Source organism: Nostoc sp. (assembly GCF_036917975.1).
GTDB lineage: Bacteria > Cyanobacteriota > Cyanobacteriia > Cyanobacteriales > Nostocaceae > Nostoc.
On sequence record NZ_JBALEJ010000004.1, the window covers coordinates 1 to 15,617 of the forward strand.

Annotated in this window: 15 protein-coding genes and 2 pseudogenes; 12 read left to right on the forward strand and 5 right to left on the reverse strand. The window is 42.5% G+C overall.

The features are described 5' to 3' along the window. The first annotated feature begins 122 nt into the window (after positions 1-122). The 3 genes and pseudogenes from V7K76_RS00775 to V7K76_RS00785 all read left to right on the forward strand — a co-directional run. On the forward strand, positions 123-305 hold the full coding sequence (locus V7K76_RS00775) for a hypothetical protein (RefSeq protein WP_334779516.1): 183 nt from the start codon (positions 123-125) through the stop codon (positions 303-305). 223 nt (positions 306-528) lie between these two features. Next, positions 529-745: pseudogene (locus V7K76_RS00780) on the forward strand (four helix bundle protein); the annotation flags it as partial. Positions 746-948: 203 nt separating this feature from the next. Continuing rightward, positions 949-1,104, forward strand: a pseudogene (locus V7K76_RS00785) (four helix bundle protein); the annotation flags it as partial. Between the two features lie 303 nt (positions 1,105-1,407). On the opposite strand, the gene V7K76_RS00790 reads toward V7K76_RS00785, so the two are convergent. Then, entirely contained in the window at positions 1,408-2,223 is an 816-nt protein-coding gene (locus V7K76_RS00790) for a type 1 glutamine amidotransferase (RefSeq protein WP_334779515.1), read from the reverse strand. A 128-nt stretch (positions 2,224-2,351) separates the two neighbouring features. Next, on the reverse strand, positions 2,352-3,689 hold the full coding sequence (locus tag V7K76_RS00795) for a Mur ligase family protein (RefSeq protein WP_334779513.1): 1,338 nt from the start codon (positions 3,687-3,689) through the stop codon (positions 2,352-2,354). A gap of 287 nt (positions 3,690-3,976) precedes the next feature. Between V7K76_RS00795 and V7K76_RS00800 the strand changes: the two genes are divergently transcribed. The 6 genes from V7K76_RS00800 to V7K76_RS00825 all read left to right on the forward strand — a co-directional run bounded on the left by V7K76_RS00800 (position 3,977) and on the right by V7K76_RS00825 (position 6,456). Continuing rightward, positions 3,977-4,564: a thylakoid membrane photosystem I accumulation factor gene (locus V7K76_RS00800; RefSeq protein WP_334779511.1), complete on the forward strand. Its 588-nt coding sequence runs from the start codon at positions 3,977-3,979 to the stop codon at positions 4,562-4,564. Positions 4,565-4,677: 113 nt separating this feature from the next. Further along, positions 4,678-4,887 carry a hypothetical protein gene (locus tag V7K76_RS00805; protein WP_334952291.1) on the forward strand — a complete coding sequence of 70 codons (210 nt, stop codon included), beginning with the start codon at positions 4,678-4,680 and terminating at the stop codon, positions 4,885-4,887. A gap of 43 nt (positions 4,888-4,930) precedes the next feature. Next, a complete protein-coding gene (locus V7K76_RS00810) occupies positions 4,931-5,539 on the forward strand; it encodes a hypothetical protein (RefSeq protein WP_334952289.1) in 609 nt (202 codons plus the stop codon). Positions 5,540-5,814: 275 nt separating this feature from the next. Then, on the forward strand, positions 5,815-5,973 hold the full coding sequence (locus tag V7K76_RS00815; protein ID WP_334952287.1) for a type II toxin-antitoxin system HicA family toxin: 159 nt from the start codon (positions 5,815-5,817) through the stop codon (positions 5,971-5,973). Between the two features lie 23 nt (positions 5,974-5,996). Continuing rightward, the gene (locus V7K76_RS00820) at positions 5,997-6,221 is read left to right on the forward strand and encodes a type II toxin-antitoxin system HicB family antitoxin (RefSeq protein ID WP_289796608.1); all 225 of its coding nucleotides are present in this window, start codon (positions 5,997-5,999) and stop codon (positions 6,219-6,221) included. 88 nt (positions 6,222-6,309) lie between these two features. Then, positions 6,310-6,456, forward strand: coding sequence for a hypothetical protein (locus V7K76_RS00825; protein ID WP_334779506.1), 147 nt, complete (start codon positions 6,310-6,312; stop codon positions 6,454-6,456). Positions 6,457-6,689: 233 nt separating this feature from the next. Here the strand turns inward: V7K76_RS00825 and murD are convergent, their stop codons facing one another. The 3 genes from murD to V7K76_RS00840 all read right to left on the reverse strand — a co-directional run bounded on the left by murD (position 6,690) and on the right by V7K76_RS00840 (position 11,510). Further along, positions 6,690-8,204: a UDP-N-acetylmuramoyl-L-alanine--D-glutamate ligase gene (murD, locus tag V7K76_RS00830; protein WP_334779504.1), complete on the reverse strand. Its 1,515-nt coding sequence runs from the start codon at positions 8,202-8,204 to the stop codon at positions 6,690-6,692. Between the two features lie 84 nt (positions 8,205-8,288). Next, positions 8,289-10,442, reverse strand: a complete 2,154-nt coding sequence (gene glyS, locus V7K76_RS00835; protein ID WP_334779503.1) for a glycine--tRNA ligase subunit beta — start codon at positions 10,440-10,442, stop codon at positions 8,289-8,291. Between the two features lie 105 nt (positions 10,443-10,547). After that, entirely contained in the window at positions 10,548-11,510 is a 963-nt protein-coding gene (locus V7K76_RS00840) for an SGNH/GDSL hydrolase family protein (protein ID WP_334952283.1), read from the reverse strand. A 511-nt stretch (positions 11,511-12,021) separates the two neighbouring features. Between V7K76_RS00840 and V7K76_RS00845 the strand changes: the two genes are divergently transcribed. From V7K76_RS00845 to V7K76_RS00855, 3 genes are all read left to right on the forward strand, one after another. After that, positions 12,022-12,162 (forward strand): hypothetical protein, encoded by a 141-nt coding sequence (locus V7K76_RS00845; RefSeq protein WP_041565237.1) that lies wholly within the window; start codon positions 12,022-12,024, stop codon positions 12,160-12,162. 350 nt (positions 12,163-12,512) lie between these two features. Then, positions 12,513-15,413 (forward strand): glycerol-3-phosphate acyltransferase, encoded by a 2,901-nt coding sequence (locus tag V7K76_RS00850; RefSeq protein ID WP_334952281.1) that lies wholly within the window; start codon positions 12,513-12,515, stop codon positions 15,411-15,413. Beyond that, positions 15,410-15,607 (forward strand): hypothetical protein, encoded by a 198-nt coding sequence (locus V7K76_RS00855; RefSeq protein ID WP_334952279.1) that lies wholly within the window; start codon positions 15,410-15,412, stop codon positions 15,605-15,607. Before V7K76_RS00850 ends, V7K76_RS00855 begins: the two co-directional genes overlap by 4 nt. Positions 15,608-15,617: the final 10 nt, after the last annotated feature.

The window sequence follows — 15,617 nt, forward strand, 5'->3', positions numbered from 1 at the left end:
TCTTTTTGAGAGTCTTTTTACATGAGGGTAGAGAGTGTGAATTCTCTAGGAGAGTCGGCTCTCCGTCCTAAACGACCTTTCAAGTCGCGCTTATCTCCCGCACCTCTCAGTTAGATCCGTGCGTGCAGCTTTCACTGCACACGGCTCCCGATGTTCTTAGCTTGCGCTTTTGCTCATGTGTTTGTAATCGTGGCAACTCTCATGAATTGCTTCAAGATTCTTGGTTCTTGGCAACTTTTGGTGATCTTGGTTGGGGTAAGGCAGAAGGCAGAGGGCAGAGGGCAGAAGGAAATACTGATAAATAAATTTAGGGAGTTCAACAAGCATACAATTTTTCTCATGTTATGTGTTCTTTAATAAATTTTCTTATCTTCTTTTCATAAATTCAGATGCTTTAAACACTGTGGTAGAGAGCAAAATATATTTTCTTCCTTCTGCCTCCTGCCCTCTGCCCTCTGCCTTTCTTCGGTATAATTCTTGTACTTCAAACTTTCTCTTGACTTTTGAATTCTGACTTCAAACTTAGTTATGAGTTATAGAAATCAGTTTATCTGGCAAAGGGCAGTTCAACTGTCCATTAATTGTTATAAGTTTACACGCCTATTTCCTCAGTCCGAATTATATGGTTTAACCAGCCAAATTCGACGTTCTTCTGTATCTGTAGCATCTAATATAGCAGTTCGCGTAGCGTCCCGTTAGGGAAGGCTATGGAAGGCGCTCAAAACCAGAATACATACAGTTTTTACAAGAAAGGCAGAGGGCAGAAGGCAGAAGGCTTTTATGAAAGAAGTATTAATAAAAACTTTAGTTGCAGGGTTATTGCCCAGTTAAAAAAAAGAATTGTATCGAGCGGAAAGTGCCACGAGATACAAAGCGTCCAAGATCAATCCCACGTTTTTAAACGTGGGTTCCAACTGAGCCTCCTGCCTTCGTACTTCTGCCTTCTGAAATATTGCATTAGGCTCTTTGAGAGAACTTGATACCCAATTAATCATTGCAAAAGTTGTAGATTTAGCTGACAAAAACCTTTTCACTCCTCTATTGAATGAAGTTGAGGAAATGCAAAGTATATTAGTTGCAAGTTTAAACAAACTTAAAGCTTGAACTTACTACTTATTCCTTTCTTTCTTCTTTCTTCTGCCTTCTGCCCTCTGCCCTCTGCCTTCCCCCAACCAAGATCACCAAAAGTTGCCAAGAACCTGTTAATGCGTTGGGTTGCATTAAAAACGCTACGCTTTTACGCAAAACTGCACTAAGGAACGTGGATTAAATAAGAAAGATGCAAAATTTCATCCTGTCTCTAGCTTCCCTCTCCTTGATAAGGGACATCCAAAAATTAAATTACTCAATTTTTGCATCCAATAGGAGGAGGGGGACAAGGTAGACAAGGTAGTTAGGTTAGATGCGTTAAACTTTCGCAGCAGCACTTGGTAAACTCACTTTCAACCGCTTAAACATTGCTTCTCGTGCTTGTACAGCAAGATTATCATCTAAAGGTTGTAATGCGATCGCTTCGTCATACTTCAGTCGCAGTGCTGTTTGAATTAACCAATCGGCGACAAAGGGATTTTTCGGTAATAAAGGGCCATGAGAATAAGTAGCGATCGCATTCTGATAAAACGCTCCTTCTGTCCCATCTTCACCATTATTTCCCAAACCGTACACCACTCGCCCCAAAGCTTCGACTTTTCCCAACTTGGTGCGTCCGCCGTGATTTTCAAAGCCTACCAAATATGGTGTGCTACCCGTCATCTCTTTTAAATCTCGCGCTAGGCGTGAAGCTGTCACTTCAATTACCAAGTTGCCAATACAGCGCTTAGTATTTTCACCAGGATGGACGGAAACTAAATCGAGTATTCCCAAACCATCAATTCGTTGTCCCAAGCCTGGTTCATAATAATGTCCCAGTAATTGGGGTGAACCACAAGTAAATACTCCCGGTGTGCCATTTTCGATTTTTTCGCGCATTGCATCAGCTTTCGCACCTTGCAAATCACGCATGACAATTTCTTGCTGACGGTCTTGTGCGCCACCGCCAACGATTACATCTACAGTTTTAATATCTGCGGCTGTGGAATTTTGATCGAGGGGTAACACTTTCACATCGTATCCCCGCCACTCGGCGCGACGTTCTATAGTAATTACATTACCGCGATCGCCATAAGTACTCATCAGCGTCGGATAAAGCCAACCTATTGTTAATTCTAAATTTTGAGAACTCATAAATTTGGGGACTGGGGATTGGGGACTGGGGATTGGGGACTGGGGGAGAATAACCTATGCCCAATGACCAATGACAAATGACAAATGACAAATGACCAATGACAAATGACCAATGACAAATGACAAATTTAAAGAATTTTTCGACCAGTCAGAACTTCTCGCACTTCTAGCATGGCTGAGTAGGTAGGTAGAATATGCAGAGTTTCATTCTCTGGTGTATGCTCTAATGCAGTAGCGATCGCTTGTCGTAAATCTTCTTCGACAATTAAATTTAAGTTACTCTCGGTGGACTTTTGGCTGTAACGTAGACGTAGTGCCATATCGTAGACGCGATCGCCACTCACTACTAAAGTGCCGCCGCGCTCGACTAATTTCTCGGTATCCACGTCCCAAATCCAGGATACATCAGTGCCATCGGGCGTGCGATCGTTCAATACTAGCAGTGTGGTTTTATCTGTGCTTTGAGTAACTACGCGAATAGTTTCATTCGTTCCCACAGGGTTTTTTGATAATAATATCCGCACTCGTTTACCATTAATTACTAAATCTTCCGCCCGACCAAAAGCAGCTTGGAAATTGTTAATAGTATCTCTAATTGTTGCTTCATCAATTCCCAATTCGATAGCCGCAGTAGCAGCCGCCAAAGTATTATATTTGTTGTATAAACCAACTAGAATTTGCGACCATTCACTACTTTCGAGAGTCGGTTTACTTTTTGTAAAACCACACTTAGGACAAGTAAAATCTCCCAAATGAGACAAATAAACACCCTTGTAATCTAGAGAATGTCCGCATTTTGGACAATAGATAGAATCAACAGCGTGAGGAATTGCTTCTAGATAATGTTCTGGTTCATTCAAGCCAAAGAATAACACCCGTTGGGGTAGCTGCTGACCGAGGTTAGATAAAGTTGGGTCATCAGCATTAGGAATTACCACCGTTTCTGCTGGTAGGGTAGAAATAACTTTTGTCCAACGCTTACTAATTGTATCTACTTCCCCGTACCGATCGAGTTGGTCGCGGAACAAGTTTAAACAGAGAATGATTCGCGGCTGGAGTGGCGCTAATACTTTCGGTACAATATTTTCGTCAACTTCCAAAATGGCGTAATCAGAATTTAGCGTACCTAGTAAGTTAGTGCTTTCTAATAGCGCCGTCATCAAGCCATTTTCCAGATTTGCACCTGTAGAATTATGAGTGACACGAAAACCCTTGCGTTCTAGTATCGTGCATAAAAGCAGCGCTGTAGTAGTTTTACCGTTAGTACCAGCAATTAAAATCACTCCGTTTTTAACTTGCTGACTCAATAATTGTAAAAGGCGGGGTTCAATGCGACGAGCAATCGCGCCTGGTAATACACTAGCAGCACCGAGACGGAGCGATTTCACAATAAATGTCACACTCTTTGCCACTGACACCGCGAAACCCAATCGCAGCCTATCTATGAATTGTATTTTGTTTCCCACATCTGTACCCTAGTCTTCTGGCAGTTGCTAATTAAAAGTGCAAATTTAATCTTGTGAGTTTAGCGAATCCTAGCTGAAAAAGCCAGCCATACCAATTTTGAATTTTGGATTGTTGCACTACTTCGCCTTTGTTTTGACTTCCGCATAGCAGTACCAACCACTTACGAGAGATAATCTCAGTAGGCGTTATCTTAAAAAATAGTGCGTGGGCGTAATTACATATCCAACCCAGTTTGCCGAATTCAGTACAAACTCACGACAAGTAGTAGCTTGCAAGGTTCCTTTTGATGAATAGCACAAAGTTTCTTTTTTTACATAAACAAATTACTGGCTGGGGAAGGTGGTTGTCCAAATGCCTGTTGTTGCTTGCAAGTCTTTTCATTATAAGTATGCAGCCTGCATCTGCTGGTCTCAATAATGATTTATATGACGGCAACATCTTTGTCGTTTATGCTGGCAATGGCTCCTTGGTTCCTCCCAGACAGTCACTAGCACAGACTTTAGCGGAACATAAACCCGTATTTTTGGCTTTTTATCTGGATGATAGTAGCGATTCCAAAAGATATGCCATTTCCATTTCACGGGTACAGGAATTCTATGGTCGGGTAGCAGAGATTATGCCGATTAATGTAGATACTATCCCGCCTAAAGAGACCTACGATCCAACAGAACCAGGATATTACTATGCTGGGAGTGTTCCTCAAGTCCTGGTATTTAATAAATCAGGTGAGGTAGTTTTGAATAAAAAGGGTCAAGTACCTTTTGAAGAGATAGACGATCAATTTCGCAAAATCTTTGATTTATTACCACGCACTGAAACAGCACAGCTAAAACGGCGAGCCTTTAATGAGTTTAGCAGTGAGTTAGCTAAATAACTTATGGGGTAGACCAAATTGGTCTGCCCTAATTTTTAGTGATATCTGTTACTACATTGCCGCCGATGTCAAAGCATAATGATTAGAAAGTTAATCTATAGTCTATAAGTCGAATGGCACTAAGAAAAGATACAGCCCTTGCTCTGACTGGTTCCCAGCCTTCAGGCTGGGAACCCATTCTGGGAGGCTCCGCCTCAAGTAGCTTGACGAGAGGCAGCAGCCCCTTTGAATACATTCCCAGCCTGGAGGCTGGGAACGAGGTGACACAAGCCTTTGGGCTTTTCTTAGTGCCATTCGTCTATAAGTCCGTAACAACTGACTAATGACTAATGACCAATGACCAATGACTAAATAGAGTGTATTCTGATGTCAAAGGTTTACACCACCCAAGAACTAATTCAAATTTTGGCAGCCGAACGCCAAGCTTGCCTCAAAGGAAAACGCTTAAAGTTAGAAATAAAAATCTCTGGCAATCCGGTAATTGACCAGTTTATCAGCACTGATGGGTTGCAACAGTTTACTGCCTATCAAGATTTCAAAACTGCAATTCACGAGTATCAGAAAGAAAATGGAGTTTCTGGTATTATTTGGCGGGAATTGACAGTTAAAGGAAAAAACTTGCACTATCCCGAAATAGATACTGAGTTAATTGCTCTCAATGGTGACTTAGAGATATTAAAAGCCGCTAAAAATTCCATCGTAGAATTTTGGTATGAAGTCACTATTGGGATGGATTTATATTTGAGTTTCAATAATAGTAAACAACATCAACAAATTGTCACATCTGATGTAGAAAGAATTGTTCAAAGAACAGAATGGGCAAGTTTGTGCAAGTGGGAAAATTCTAGCTTTTTGGAAATGATTTTGCAGCTAGGATGGGGTAAACCAGAAGAAGCTTATTATAAACGAGGAAGACCGCGATCGGGTAGTGAATATATTCACGCAGTCAATCCCGGAAATCGCCCCATTGGTTGATTTATATGTAGGGTAGGAATACTAAAACCCATGACAAAATGACGGACAGAATTGCGACATAATTGTGTTTACTTTGCTGCCTCAATAAGGCACTCTATCTGTAACAGAAATTTTACCTGTACAGATAAGTAGTAACATGAAAGTACGTGATGTAATCAAGCTAAGTAACCACGCAAAATTAATTACAGTCATTGCGAGCGAAGCGAAGCAATCCCAGCCCTTGCGATTGCTTCATTTCGCTTCGCTGCATTCGCAATGACATTGTGTAATTAATTTTGTTTATCTACTTACTGGAAGCTGATGGTTGGTATCTTGATAGAACTAAAGGTATTCATCGACAGTTCAAACATCCTGATAAACTCGGTGTGGTTACAGTTCCAGATAAATTGTCTGACGATTTAGCCCCTGGTACTCTCAGTAGTATTTGGAGGTAAGCACAGTTATAAGGAGAACCGCAATGCAGTATGTAGTGGTGATTGAAAAGGCTGAAGGTAATTACTCTGCTTATGTCCCTGATTTACCAGGTTGTGTTGCTGTGGGCGAAACTTTAGAAGAAGTCAAGCAGATGATTGCAGAAGCTATTGAATTTCATATAGAAGGAATGCTAGAAGATGGTTTACCTATTCCTAAACCTACAAGCATCGCTCATGAGGTTGAAGTTGCAAACTACAGCAAAATATAATAATTTAAAATTACTAAATTAGTACTAAACCTCATCTATGTTGAAACCTAGAGTTTTTTAAAAGATATATTTATGTAGGTTGGGTGGAGTGAAACGCAACCCAACATTACCACCAAATTTTATGTTGGGTTACGCGATCGCTGCACCCAACCTACAAAACTACGGTTCTCAAAGTAGACGAGGTTTAAATATCCTTTTAGTGTTTTGTCACACAATTTTGGATTTTAGATTTTAGATTTACCCCATGCCTGAAGTCAGGGGCTTGTAATTTAATTTTAGATTTTGGATTTTAGATTTATTCTCGCGTTTAAATTCGCTTGCTCTGAGACCTTTTTAAATTTTGAATTTTGAATCTTCAATTCCATTATCCAAAATTTAAAATCTAAAATTCGGTCAAGTTAATTTTGAGAGTTTGTAGTAAGGACTTTAGTGCTTAGAAAACAAGGACTAAAGTCCTTACTACGAACTTTATCGACTTTGAACTATGGACTCTTGACTAGAGTTTTCAAGTTCGGGAAATTCTACTTTGGCAGGTTTCCAGCCTCCCGCCCAAGCAAGGCATAGATGACGGAAGCGATCGCCCCGCACCTCAAAATTTGGGTACTGATCGAAACTCGCGCAAGCCGGAGATAGCAACACCACAGGCGCTTCATACTGCTTGGCTAATTCTGCTGACTTGGGAACTGCCCTTTCCATTGTTTCCACAATATGGTAGTTATGATATCCTACCTCTTGCAGACGTTTAGCAAATGCGGGTGCAGCAGAACCAATCAATAACACAGCAGCAGTTTTGGTTTGAATTTGTGCTAACCAGCCAGTATCATCTCCTGCTTTGGCTTCTCCACCAGCAATTAAAATCGCTGGACTGTTAACGGATGCTAAACCAACTTCAGCAGCATCGTAGTTAGTAGCTTTGCTGTCGTTAATGAAATCAATACCTTCCCATGTGCAGATATGCTCCAAACGATGGGCAACACCAGGAAATTCTCGAATTGCAAGTGCGATCGCATCACGATTAATTCCTGCTAATCTTGCTGTTGCTACTGCCATCAACAGATTTTGCTGGTTATGTTCTCCCACCATTCGCAAAGTAGATACTTTCACAATTGCTTCTGGTGCAGAGGTTGCAGTTAATTTTTCCACAACCCAGCCATCTTCAATGTAAAAACCTTTTTCGCTAATCAGAAAATCTTTGCCTCTGACACTTGTCCAATAAGCATCAGGCCAAGCACTTAAACCTAACTGGCTTAAGTAGGCATCATCGCCATTGAATACTTGCAACTCCGACTGACGTAATAACTTGGCTTTGATGTTGTAATAGTTCTCTAAAGTCTTATGGCGACTGAGGTGATCCGGTGTGAAAGTCGTCCAAACACCGATCCGGGGAGCAAGAGAACTCGAAGACTCTATTTGATAGCTGCTAACTTCCGCAATTACCCAATCAATACAATTTTGGATTTTAGATTTTGGATTTTGGATTGCAGTTTCTTCGCCTCTGCCCCTCTGCCTCTCTGCCCCTCTGCCCCCCTGGGATAGGGCAACTTCACAAGCGGCGTAGCCAATATTCCCGCAAGCTGGTGCATTTAATTCTGCTGCTTGGAAAATGGCAGCAATTAAAGCTGTGGTAGTAGTTTTGCCATTAGTGCCGGTAATTCCTACCCAAGGTAGCGATTGTAAATTTCGCCAAGCGAGTTCCATTTCGCCAATGGTTTCAATACCTAATTGGCGCGCCTCAATTAACACGGGAATATCCCAAGGCACGCCAGGACTAACAACTATTAATTGGGGTAAATTAGCACCATTTAATTCTAGAGATTGGCCGAGTTTTACGGTTATTTGCTCGGCAGCGAGTTGTTGTTGTTGTTTTAGGAGGGTTTCGGAGGTGTTGCCATCACTCAGCGCTACCTCCCAACCTTCCCGTTTCAACAATCTCGCCGCAGCAACACCGGACTTTCCCAATCCAATAACAGTAGCTCTAGGCATAGATTGCAGCAGAGTGTCCCTGGTTAAGCACTCCCTATACTAGCGTTTATTGGCAAAAATTACACCAGTTTTTGTTAACCTACGCTACAGATTTTTAACGATCGCACCAAAGTCAGCTAAAACACGGGCATGATTGCGAACTAATCCCAGCAGATGTAAGCGATTACGCTTAATTTCGGGATCGGAGTCCATAACTAAAACGCTATCTGGGCCATCAAAGAAGTTACTAACTGCTGGAGCAATTTTTGTGAGTGCTGCTACTAATAGTTGATAATTTCGGGTCTGCTGTGCTGCTTGAGTTTGTGGTACTGATTCGATTAGCGCATTATACAAAGCACTCTCAGAGGATTTTTGGAATAATTCTTGACGAACTACGGTTGTTGGTTCTAGCTGTTTTGTATCCAAATCACCTTGGGCGGCTAATCGTGTAGAACGGTTAACGGTTTCGTAGATGTTATCTAAGGTACTGTCGTTGCGGATTTGTTGTAAGTATAAGGCGCGATCGCGTACATCCAATAAATCCTTTAACGTCCGTTCTGTGTATTCTGGGTCATTTTCTCCCAAAACTGCATTTACTAAGTCGTAATCAATCTGCTTTTCTTCTTGTAGTAAAGTGCGGATGCGTTGCAAGAAAAACTCTTGTAATGCTGTGGTTAATGATGTCTGTTCTTTGTGATATTTGGCTGCAAAATCTGTTGCTATCTGCTTCAATAAATCATCTAAATTTATCGGCAAATTATCAAACCAAACAATTTTAACTACAGCATTAGCCGCACGGCGCAAAGCGAAGGGATCAGAAGAACCGGAGGGAATTAAACCTAAACCAAAGATACTCACTAAAGTATCTAATCTATCTGCCAAACCGACAATTTTACCTGTGAGTGTTCCTGGTAAAATATCACCGGCTCCCTTTGGCAAATAATGTTGATAAATTGCTTTTGCTACTTCGGCATCTTCACCACTAGCTAAGGCATATTTTTCCCCCATAATACCTTGTAATTCCGGGAATTCATACACCATTTGAGTCACCAAATCTGCTTTGCACAATAAAGCAGCACGTTGGATTCTTTGGCTTTGATCTTCCGCTAATTCTAATTGGCTGCTAATTTGCTCGGCAATTTGAACTATTCTATCTACCTTGGCACGCACCGAACCCAATTCTTCTTGGAAAGTGACTTTTTCCAACTGGGGTAAAAAGCTTTCTATTGGTTTAGTTAAATCAGCTTCGTAGAAAAATCTGCCATCAGCTAATCTGGCACGAATTACCCTTTCATTACCGACGGCAACAATATCTGATTTTTTCGGATCGCCGTTAGAAATGGTGATGAAGTTGGGCAATAATTCTTGCTCAAAACTCCCTGGTTTGAATACAGGAAAATAACGTTGATGAGTAACCATAACTTCAGTAATTACCTCAGTTGGTAATTCTAAAAATTCTGGTTCAAATTTCCCGACAACTGCGGAAGGATATTCTACAAGGTTAGTTACTTCTGCTAACAAATCGGGGTAAATTACTGTATACCCGCCTAAATTTTCTGCTACTGCATTTACTTGCTCTTTGATCAGATTTGCCCGTTCTTCTGGGTCAACGTTGACATAAGCAGACTTGAGGGCGGTAAGATAATCAGTAGCCTGGGCAATTGTCACAGGTTCAGGATGTAAGACCCGATGACCTTGAGAAATGCGATCGCTCTGAACCGTTTTAGAACCATTCACTAATTCTAGAGGCAGCACTGTCTCATCTAACAAAGCTACCAGCCAACGAATTGGTCGGGAAAACCTCGCATCCCCATTACCCCAACGCATCAACCGCTTACCCTCTAAACCCCAAATCCACTGGGGAACAAGTTCTGTCAAAATTTCCGCCACCGGACGACCGGTAATTTTTTTGAGAATAAAGACAAATTCCCCTTTATCAGTGGGGCGAACAGATAGTGCATCCAGTTCCACACCTTGCTTTTTGGCAAAGCCTGCTGCTGCTGCTGTCGGCTGACCATCTTTAAAGGCAGCTTGGGCGGGGGGCCCTTTAATTTCTTCTTCTCGGTCTGGTTGCTGCGATGGTAGCCCTGTAATCAATACCGCCAGCCGCCGGGGAGTACCGTACACCTGGACACTTGCGCCCTTGAGGCTGTTTGCTTCCAGGCTTTGGGGAATGCGTTCCTGCCATTGCACTAAAGCATCACTGAGAAAACTTGCAGGTAGTTCTTCTGTACCAACTTCTAATAGAAACCCAGGCATATAACACTGTTTTCAACTTTGCGTAGCTCAACTTTATCAGTTATTCTCAGGCGATCGCTCGTGATTTTTAGCTGAGGGCAGTTCTAGCTTGCGGCAGAAGCTTTTTTAATTTTTGGAGATATTTAGGATTTTCAAAAGCGATCGCTCTATAACTTCACTGACAAATTTATTGCCCTGCAAGTTGAGGTGAATATGATCGTGAAACAAACCTTGCGGGTTGGTAGTTGAATTGAAGCTCGGCAAAAAGTCTATATAGTTAATTTGCTGTGCTTTGGTAAAATCGCTCAAGCGCTGACGTGCTTTAATTTCATAATCGCGGGGGCCAGGTTCACCAATTTCTCGTAGTAAGGGAGTCATGACTAACAGAAATTGGCTGTTGCTGTGGCGAGTCAAGGCTTGAATTTTAGCGATCGCCTCCAAATTAATTCCCACGCGATCGCCTGGTTCATTTTGCACGGCTTGTAGTTCAGGAATTGGCTTTTGTTTAAGGATATAACGCTGCCACACTTCCGCTAATGCCAGAGGCGGTTTCCGATCTGGATAGTTGCGATCGCGTCCTACCGGCAAAGAAGTAGGAGGAGTAGCAAACAAATCATCGGTATTAATTAATAACACCACTGCTTGCGCGTTGAAATTGCCAAACTTCTCTAAATAAGCTAATTCGTTCCTTGGCCCCCAAGAGTTAGCTGAAGCATTTAACACTTCTACTTTGTGGTAATTACTATTATTAGTGAATGATACTAGAGAACACATTATCAAACTAGATATTGTATTCGTCTGATCTGTCCACCAGCCACCATTAGCGATAGAATCACCTAAAAGTAGAATTCGCAACCCAGAAGGTGCAGGTATCTTTTCGATCGGACTACCTCGCATAGAATATTCATTAATTTCAATGCGATTACCAAAACGGCGGGTACGTTGGTTAGGAGCCAACAAATAACCAATCTGCTCATCACCAATATAAATTAGGGGATTACCAAAACCGAAGAGCGATCGCAGTCCGATCTCAACTACCACAAACAACCCCACAACCACCGCCGAAATTACGATCAGTGCTATTTTCACCTACCCACACCCTCTTATACCAAGTTGCTTCTCAATGATACTGGGGGATTGGGGATTGGGGACTGGGGACTGGGTACTGGTGATTGGTGATTGGGTATGGTTATTTTCCTTGTCCCCTTGTCTCCCCCAGTACCCAGTCCCCAAGGAAGCATCCCAAATGTGTAAAAACATAATTTGTCATTGCGAGCGGAACGCAGTGAAGCAAAGCAATCGCAACATCTGTAGTTTGCGATTGCTTTATTCCGCTCCGCTTCATACCCTACGGGTTCTCCGAAGGAGTACGCAATGACAAGTAACGATTTTGGTAAATTTACAAAATTGGGATGTTCCCGTCCCCAGTCCCCAGTCCCGATTCCCAAGTCCCCTGTCCCCCAGTCCCCAGCCCCCAGTCCCCAATCCCCAGCCCCCATTCCTAAATTCTTAGAATGAATTTAACATCATCAGCAAAGAGAAGGACTACAATCAAAACGGACAAATGTTTCATGCTCCAAAAAGAGAGGATTACAAAGCTATGTCCGACTTAAATCGAGGAATTATGAAATTTGAGGGTGCAGATTCCCCAAAAGTAGTCACTATCTCTACCGTGTTGCTTCTGGGATCGATCGCTGCTTTGATCATCTGGGCGCTGCAAGCGGCCTATGCGCTAAACTAAAACCATTAGTAGTCTAGAAGGACACTGGTAAAAACGGTTTCCGTCTTAGCCAAGTGTCCATTTAGCAACTAGTAATTGAAGAAGAATACAGAATCCAGAATCCAGAATCCAGAATGCTTTTCCTTGGGGGATTCAAACCACTAGCTGATTGTAGACTTCTAAATCTACAATTTGGATTGTTTTTTAACTCCTGTGTTCATGCCCTAGCAATCATTCTGAATTCTGACTCCTGACTCCTGAATTCTTTCTATAAAAAGCCCCCTAATAACCATCAAAAATTTCAGAAAAACTTTAGATTTTAGATTTGAGGTTTTAGATGGAAAATTTAAATCTAAAATCCAAAATCCAGAATGTTTGAATCTTGGGGTGTCTTAGCTATTGTAATTATCTGCCCCCTCTTGGGCGGATTACCCCTGATTGAATGGATTACTTACGCCCTCAAGCGGAAGCGATTATCACAAGTTGGTACAAGAAATATCAGTGTATCGGCTGCATTCTATCATGGTGGTAAATTTGTCGGCATTTTGGCAGTCTTGTCAGAAGCTTTTAAAGGAGTTGCGGCAGTTTTACTCACCCGCGCTTTCTTTCCTGATGGATCGTCTTGGGAATTGGTTGCCCTGATTGCTCTAGTAATTGGTAGATACTGGATCGGTAGAGGGGCAGGTACGACAAATGTTGTCTGGGGATTTGTCGTACACGATCCACTAGTGGCAATGTTTGTGTCTTTCTTTGCAGGTATTAGTTTTACAATTCTGCAATCAAGAAAGGTAGTCAAATTTGGGGTTTTGCTGCTTTTCCCTGTGTTTGTGGCAATTCTGCACTTTAGCGATATTCCCAGAATACTTCTTGCTGTTGCCTTAGCGAGTTTAATGGGCTGGATTTATCGCCAAATTCCTGATGATATGAAATTGCCAGCCCAAGAGGCACAAACAGAATCGCAGGCAATGTTGGAATTTTTACGCGGCGATGTCTACGACGGGCTACGCCAACGCACAATGGTTTCTTTAGATGAAGAGTTGGATGCTGCCATTGTCGGAGAAAAGGCGGCGACGTTATCGCAAATCAAGCGCTGGGGCTATCCAGTACCGAAGGGGTGGGTACTCGCGCCAATCGATAATCCCGAACTGTTGACATTTCTCCAGCCATCAGAATTATCTCCCTTAGTAGTGCGTTCCTCTGCGATTGGAGAAGATTCTGAACGCGCTTCCGCCGCCGGACAGTATCAAACAGTTCTAAATGTTACTAGTGTAGAGGGATTGCAACAAGCGATCGCTCAAGTTCAAGCTTCCTACAATCATCCCTCTGCTATCCAATATCGGCGCGATCGCGGCTCAAATGATACAGCAATGGCTGTGTTGATTCAACAACAAGTCCAGAGTGTATTTTCTGGTGTTGCTTTCAGCCGCGATCCCATTACCCAGCAAGGTGATGCAATTATCATTGAAGCCCTTCCAGGTAGCGCGACGCAAGTCGTTTCGGGAAAAGTCACACCAGAACAATATCGCGCTTTTGTTATTGAAACAAAAAATTCTTACTCTGTACAATTAGAGGGTCAAGGACGAGTCCCACAGGCATTAATCAAACAAGTTGCATACTTAGCCTACCGACTAGAAAAACGTTATCATGGGACTCCTCAAGATATCGAGTGGAGTTATGATGGTCAAACGCTTTGGGTATTGCAATCTCGACCAATCACTACTCTACTGCCCATCTGGACACGCAAAATCGCCGCCGAAGTGATTCCCGGAGTTATTCACCCCTTAACATGGTCGATTAATCGTCCCTTAACTTGTGGAGTTTGGGGAGAATTTTTTACTTTAGTTTTGGGCGATCGCGTCTTGGGGTTAGATTTCACCGAAACAGCAAGTCTGCATTACTCCAGAGCCTATTTTAATGCCTCTCTCTTAGGAGATATTTTTCTCCGTATGGGATTGCCACCGGAAAGTCTGGAATTTTTAACCAGAGGAGCTAAATTAAGTAAACCATCCTTGCAGTCAACTTGGAAAAATTTGCCAGGACTAGGGAAGTTGCTGAAGCGGGAATTAAGTTTAGAAAAAGACTTCAAGGAGGATTATTATAAACTGTTCATTCCTGGGTTATCGCAGTTAGCACAAGAAAACGCCGATAACTTGGATATTTCCAAGTTGTTAGCAAGAATTGACTTTATTCTGGAGTTGCTGCACCGAGGAACATATTACAGTATTTTAGCTCCCTTGAGTGCTGCTCTGAGACAGGCGATTTTCCGGGTGAAGGATAGGCAAATTGATCATAGCGTCACACCAGAGATTGCAGCATTACGATCGCTCAGTGCGATCGCAACCGATGCCAAGCAGATATTGGCTGAGTTTGAACCACAGCAGGTATTTGAGCAATTAAAGCAAACCCCAGAGGGTGAAAAAATCCTCCAAGAATTTAACGAATTGCTTCAGGATTACGGCTACCTAAGTGAAGTAGGAACCGATATCTCCGTTCCCACTTGGCGGGAGAATCCCCAGATGATTCAGCAGATGTTTGTGCAGTTAATGCAGGGGAACGAACCACAAGCAGGCGCTAAAGATGCGATTAATAGTATCTTTGCCAGTAAGCGCAAACGTGGCTTTGTCCAAAAGCGTGTAGATATTAAAGGACGAGTCACCGAAGTTTATTCGCGGCTTTTAGCTGAATTGCGTTGGAGTTTTCTGGCTTTAGAGAAAATCTGGTTAGAGTCTGGTTTACTGAAAAAAACAGGCGATATCTTTTTTCTAGAGTTTGATGAAGTGCGGCGTTTAGTTGTAGGTGAAGATTCCAACTTAAATGAGTTAGTGGAATTTAGGCGATCGCAATTTCTGCAAGATAGTGAGATTATTCAAGTACCTCTTTTAGTCTACGGCAATACACCTCCTCACCCCTTAGCCCCCTCTGAGGTTTACTCTGACCAAATTTTACAAGGTATTGGAGCCAGTCATGGGCAAGCTGAAGGCAGAGTGAAGGTGTTGCGAAATTTACAAGACGTGCCAGAGATTAATCGGGATACAATTCTGGTAGTACCTTACACAGATTCCGGCTGGGCACCATTTTTATTAAGGGCTGGCGGATTAATTGCCGAAGCTGGTGGAAGACTTTCTCATGGTGCGATCGTTGCTCGTGAGTACGGAATTCCCGCAGTGATGGATGTTCACGGTGCTACATGGCTTCTGCAAGATGGTCAACGAGTCAGGATTGATGGGTCTAGGGGGATTGTGGAATTATCTAATGATTTAAGACCCGAATGATTACCACTTCCCTCCAAGACTTGCCTGAAGAATCTGTTTCTCACAATGCCGCAATCAAGAAAAACGAGCAACACACTTCCAAAACTCACCAACTTGAAATCTGCTGTATCTCTTGTTCCCTAGAGCGATCGCTGATTATCCCTGTTTTGTCACTCTCGGAAAACAATAATCTCAGCCAAACTCTGAGACTTTGATTTCATCAAG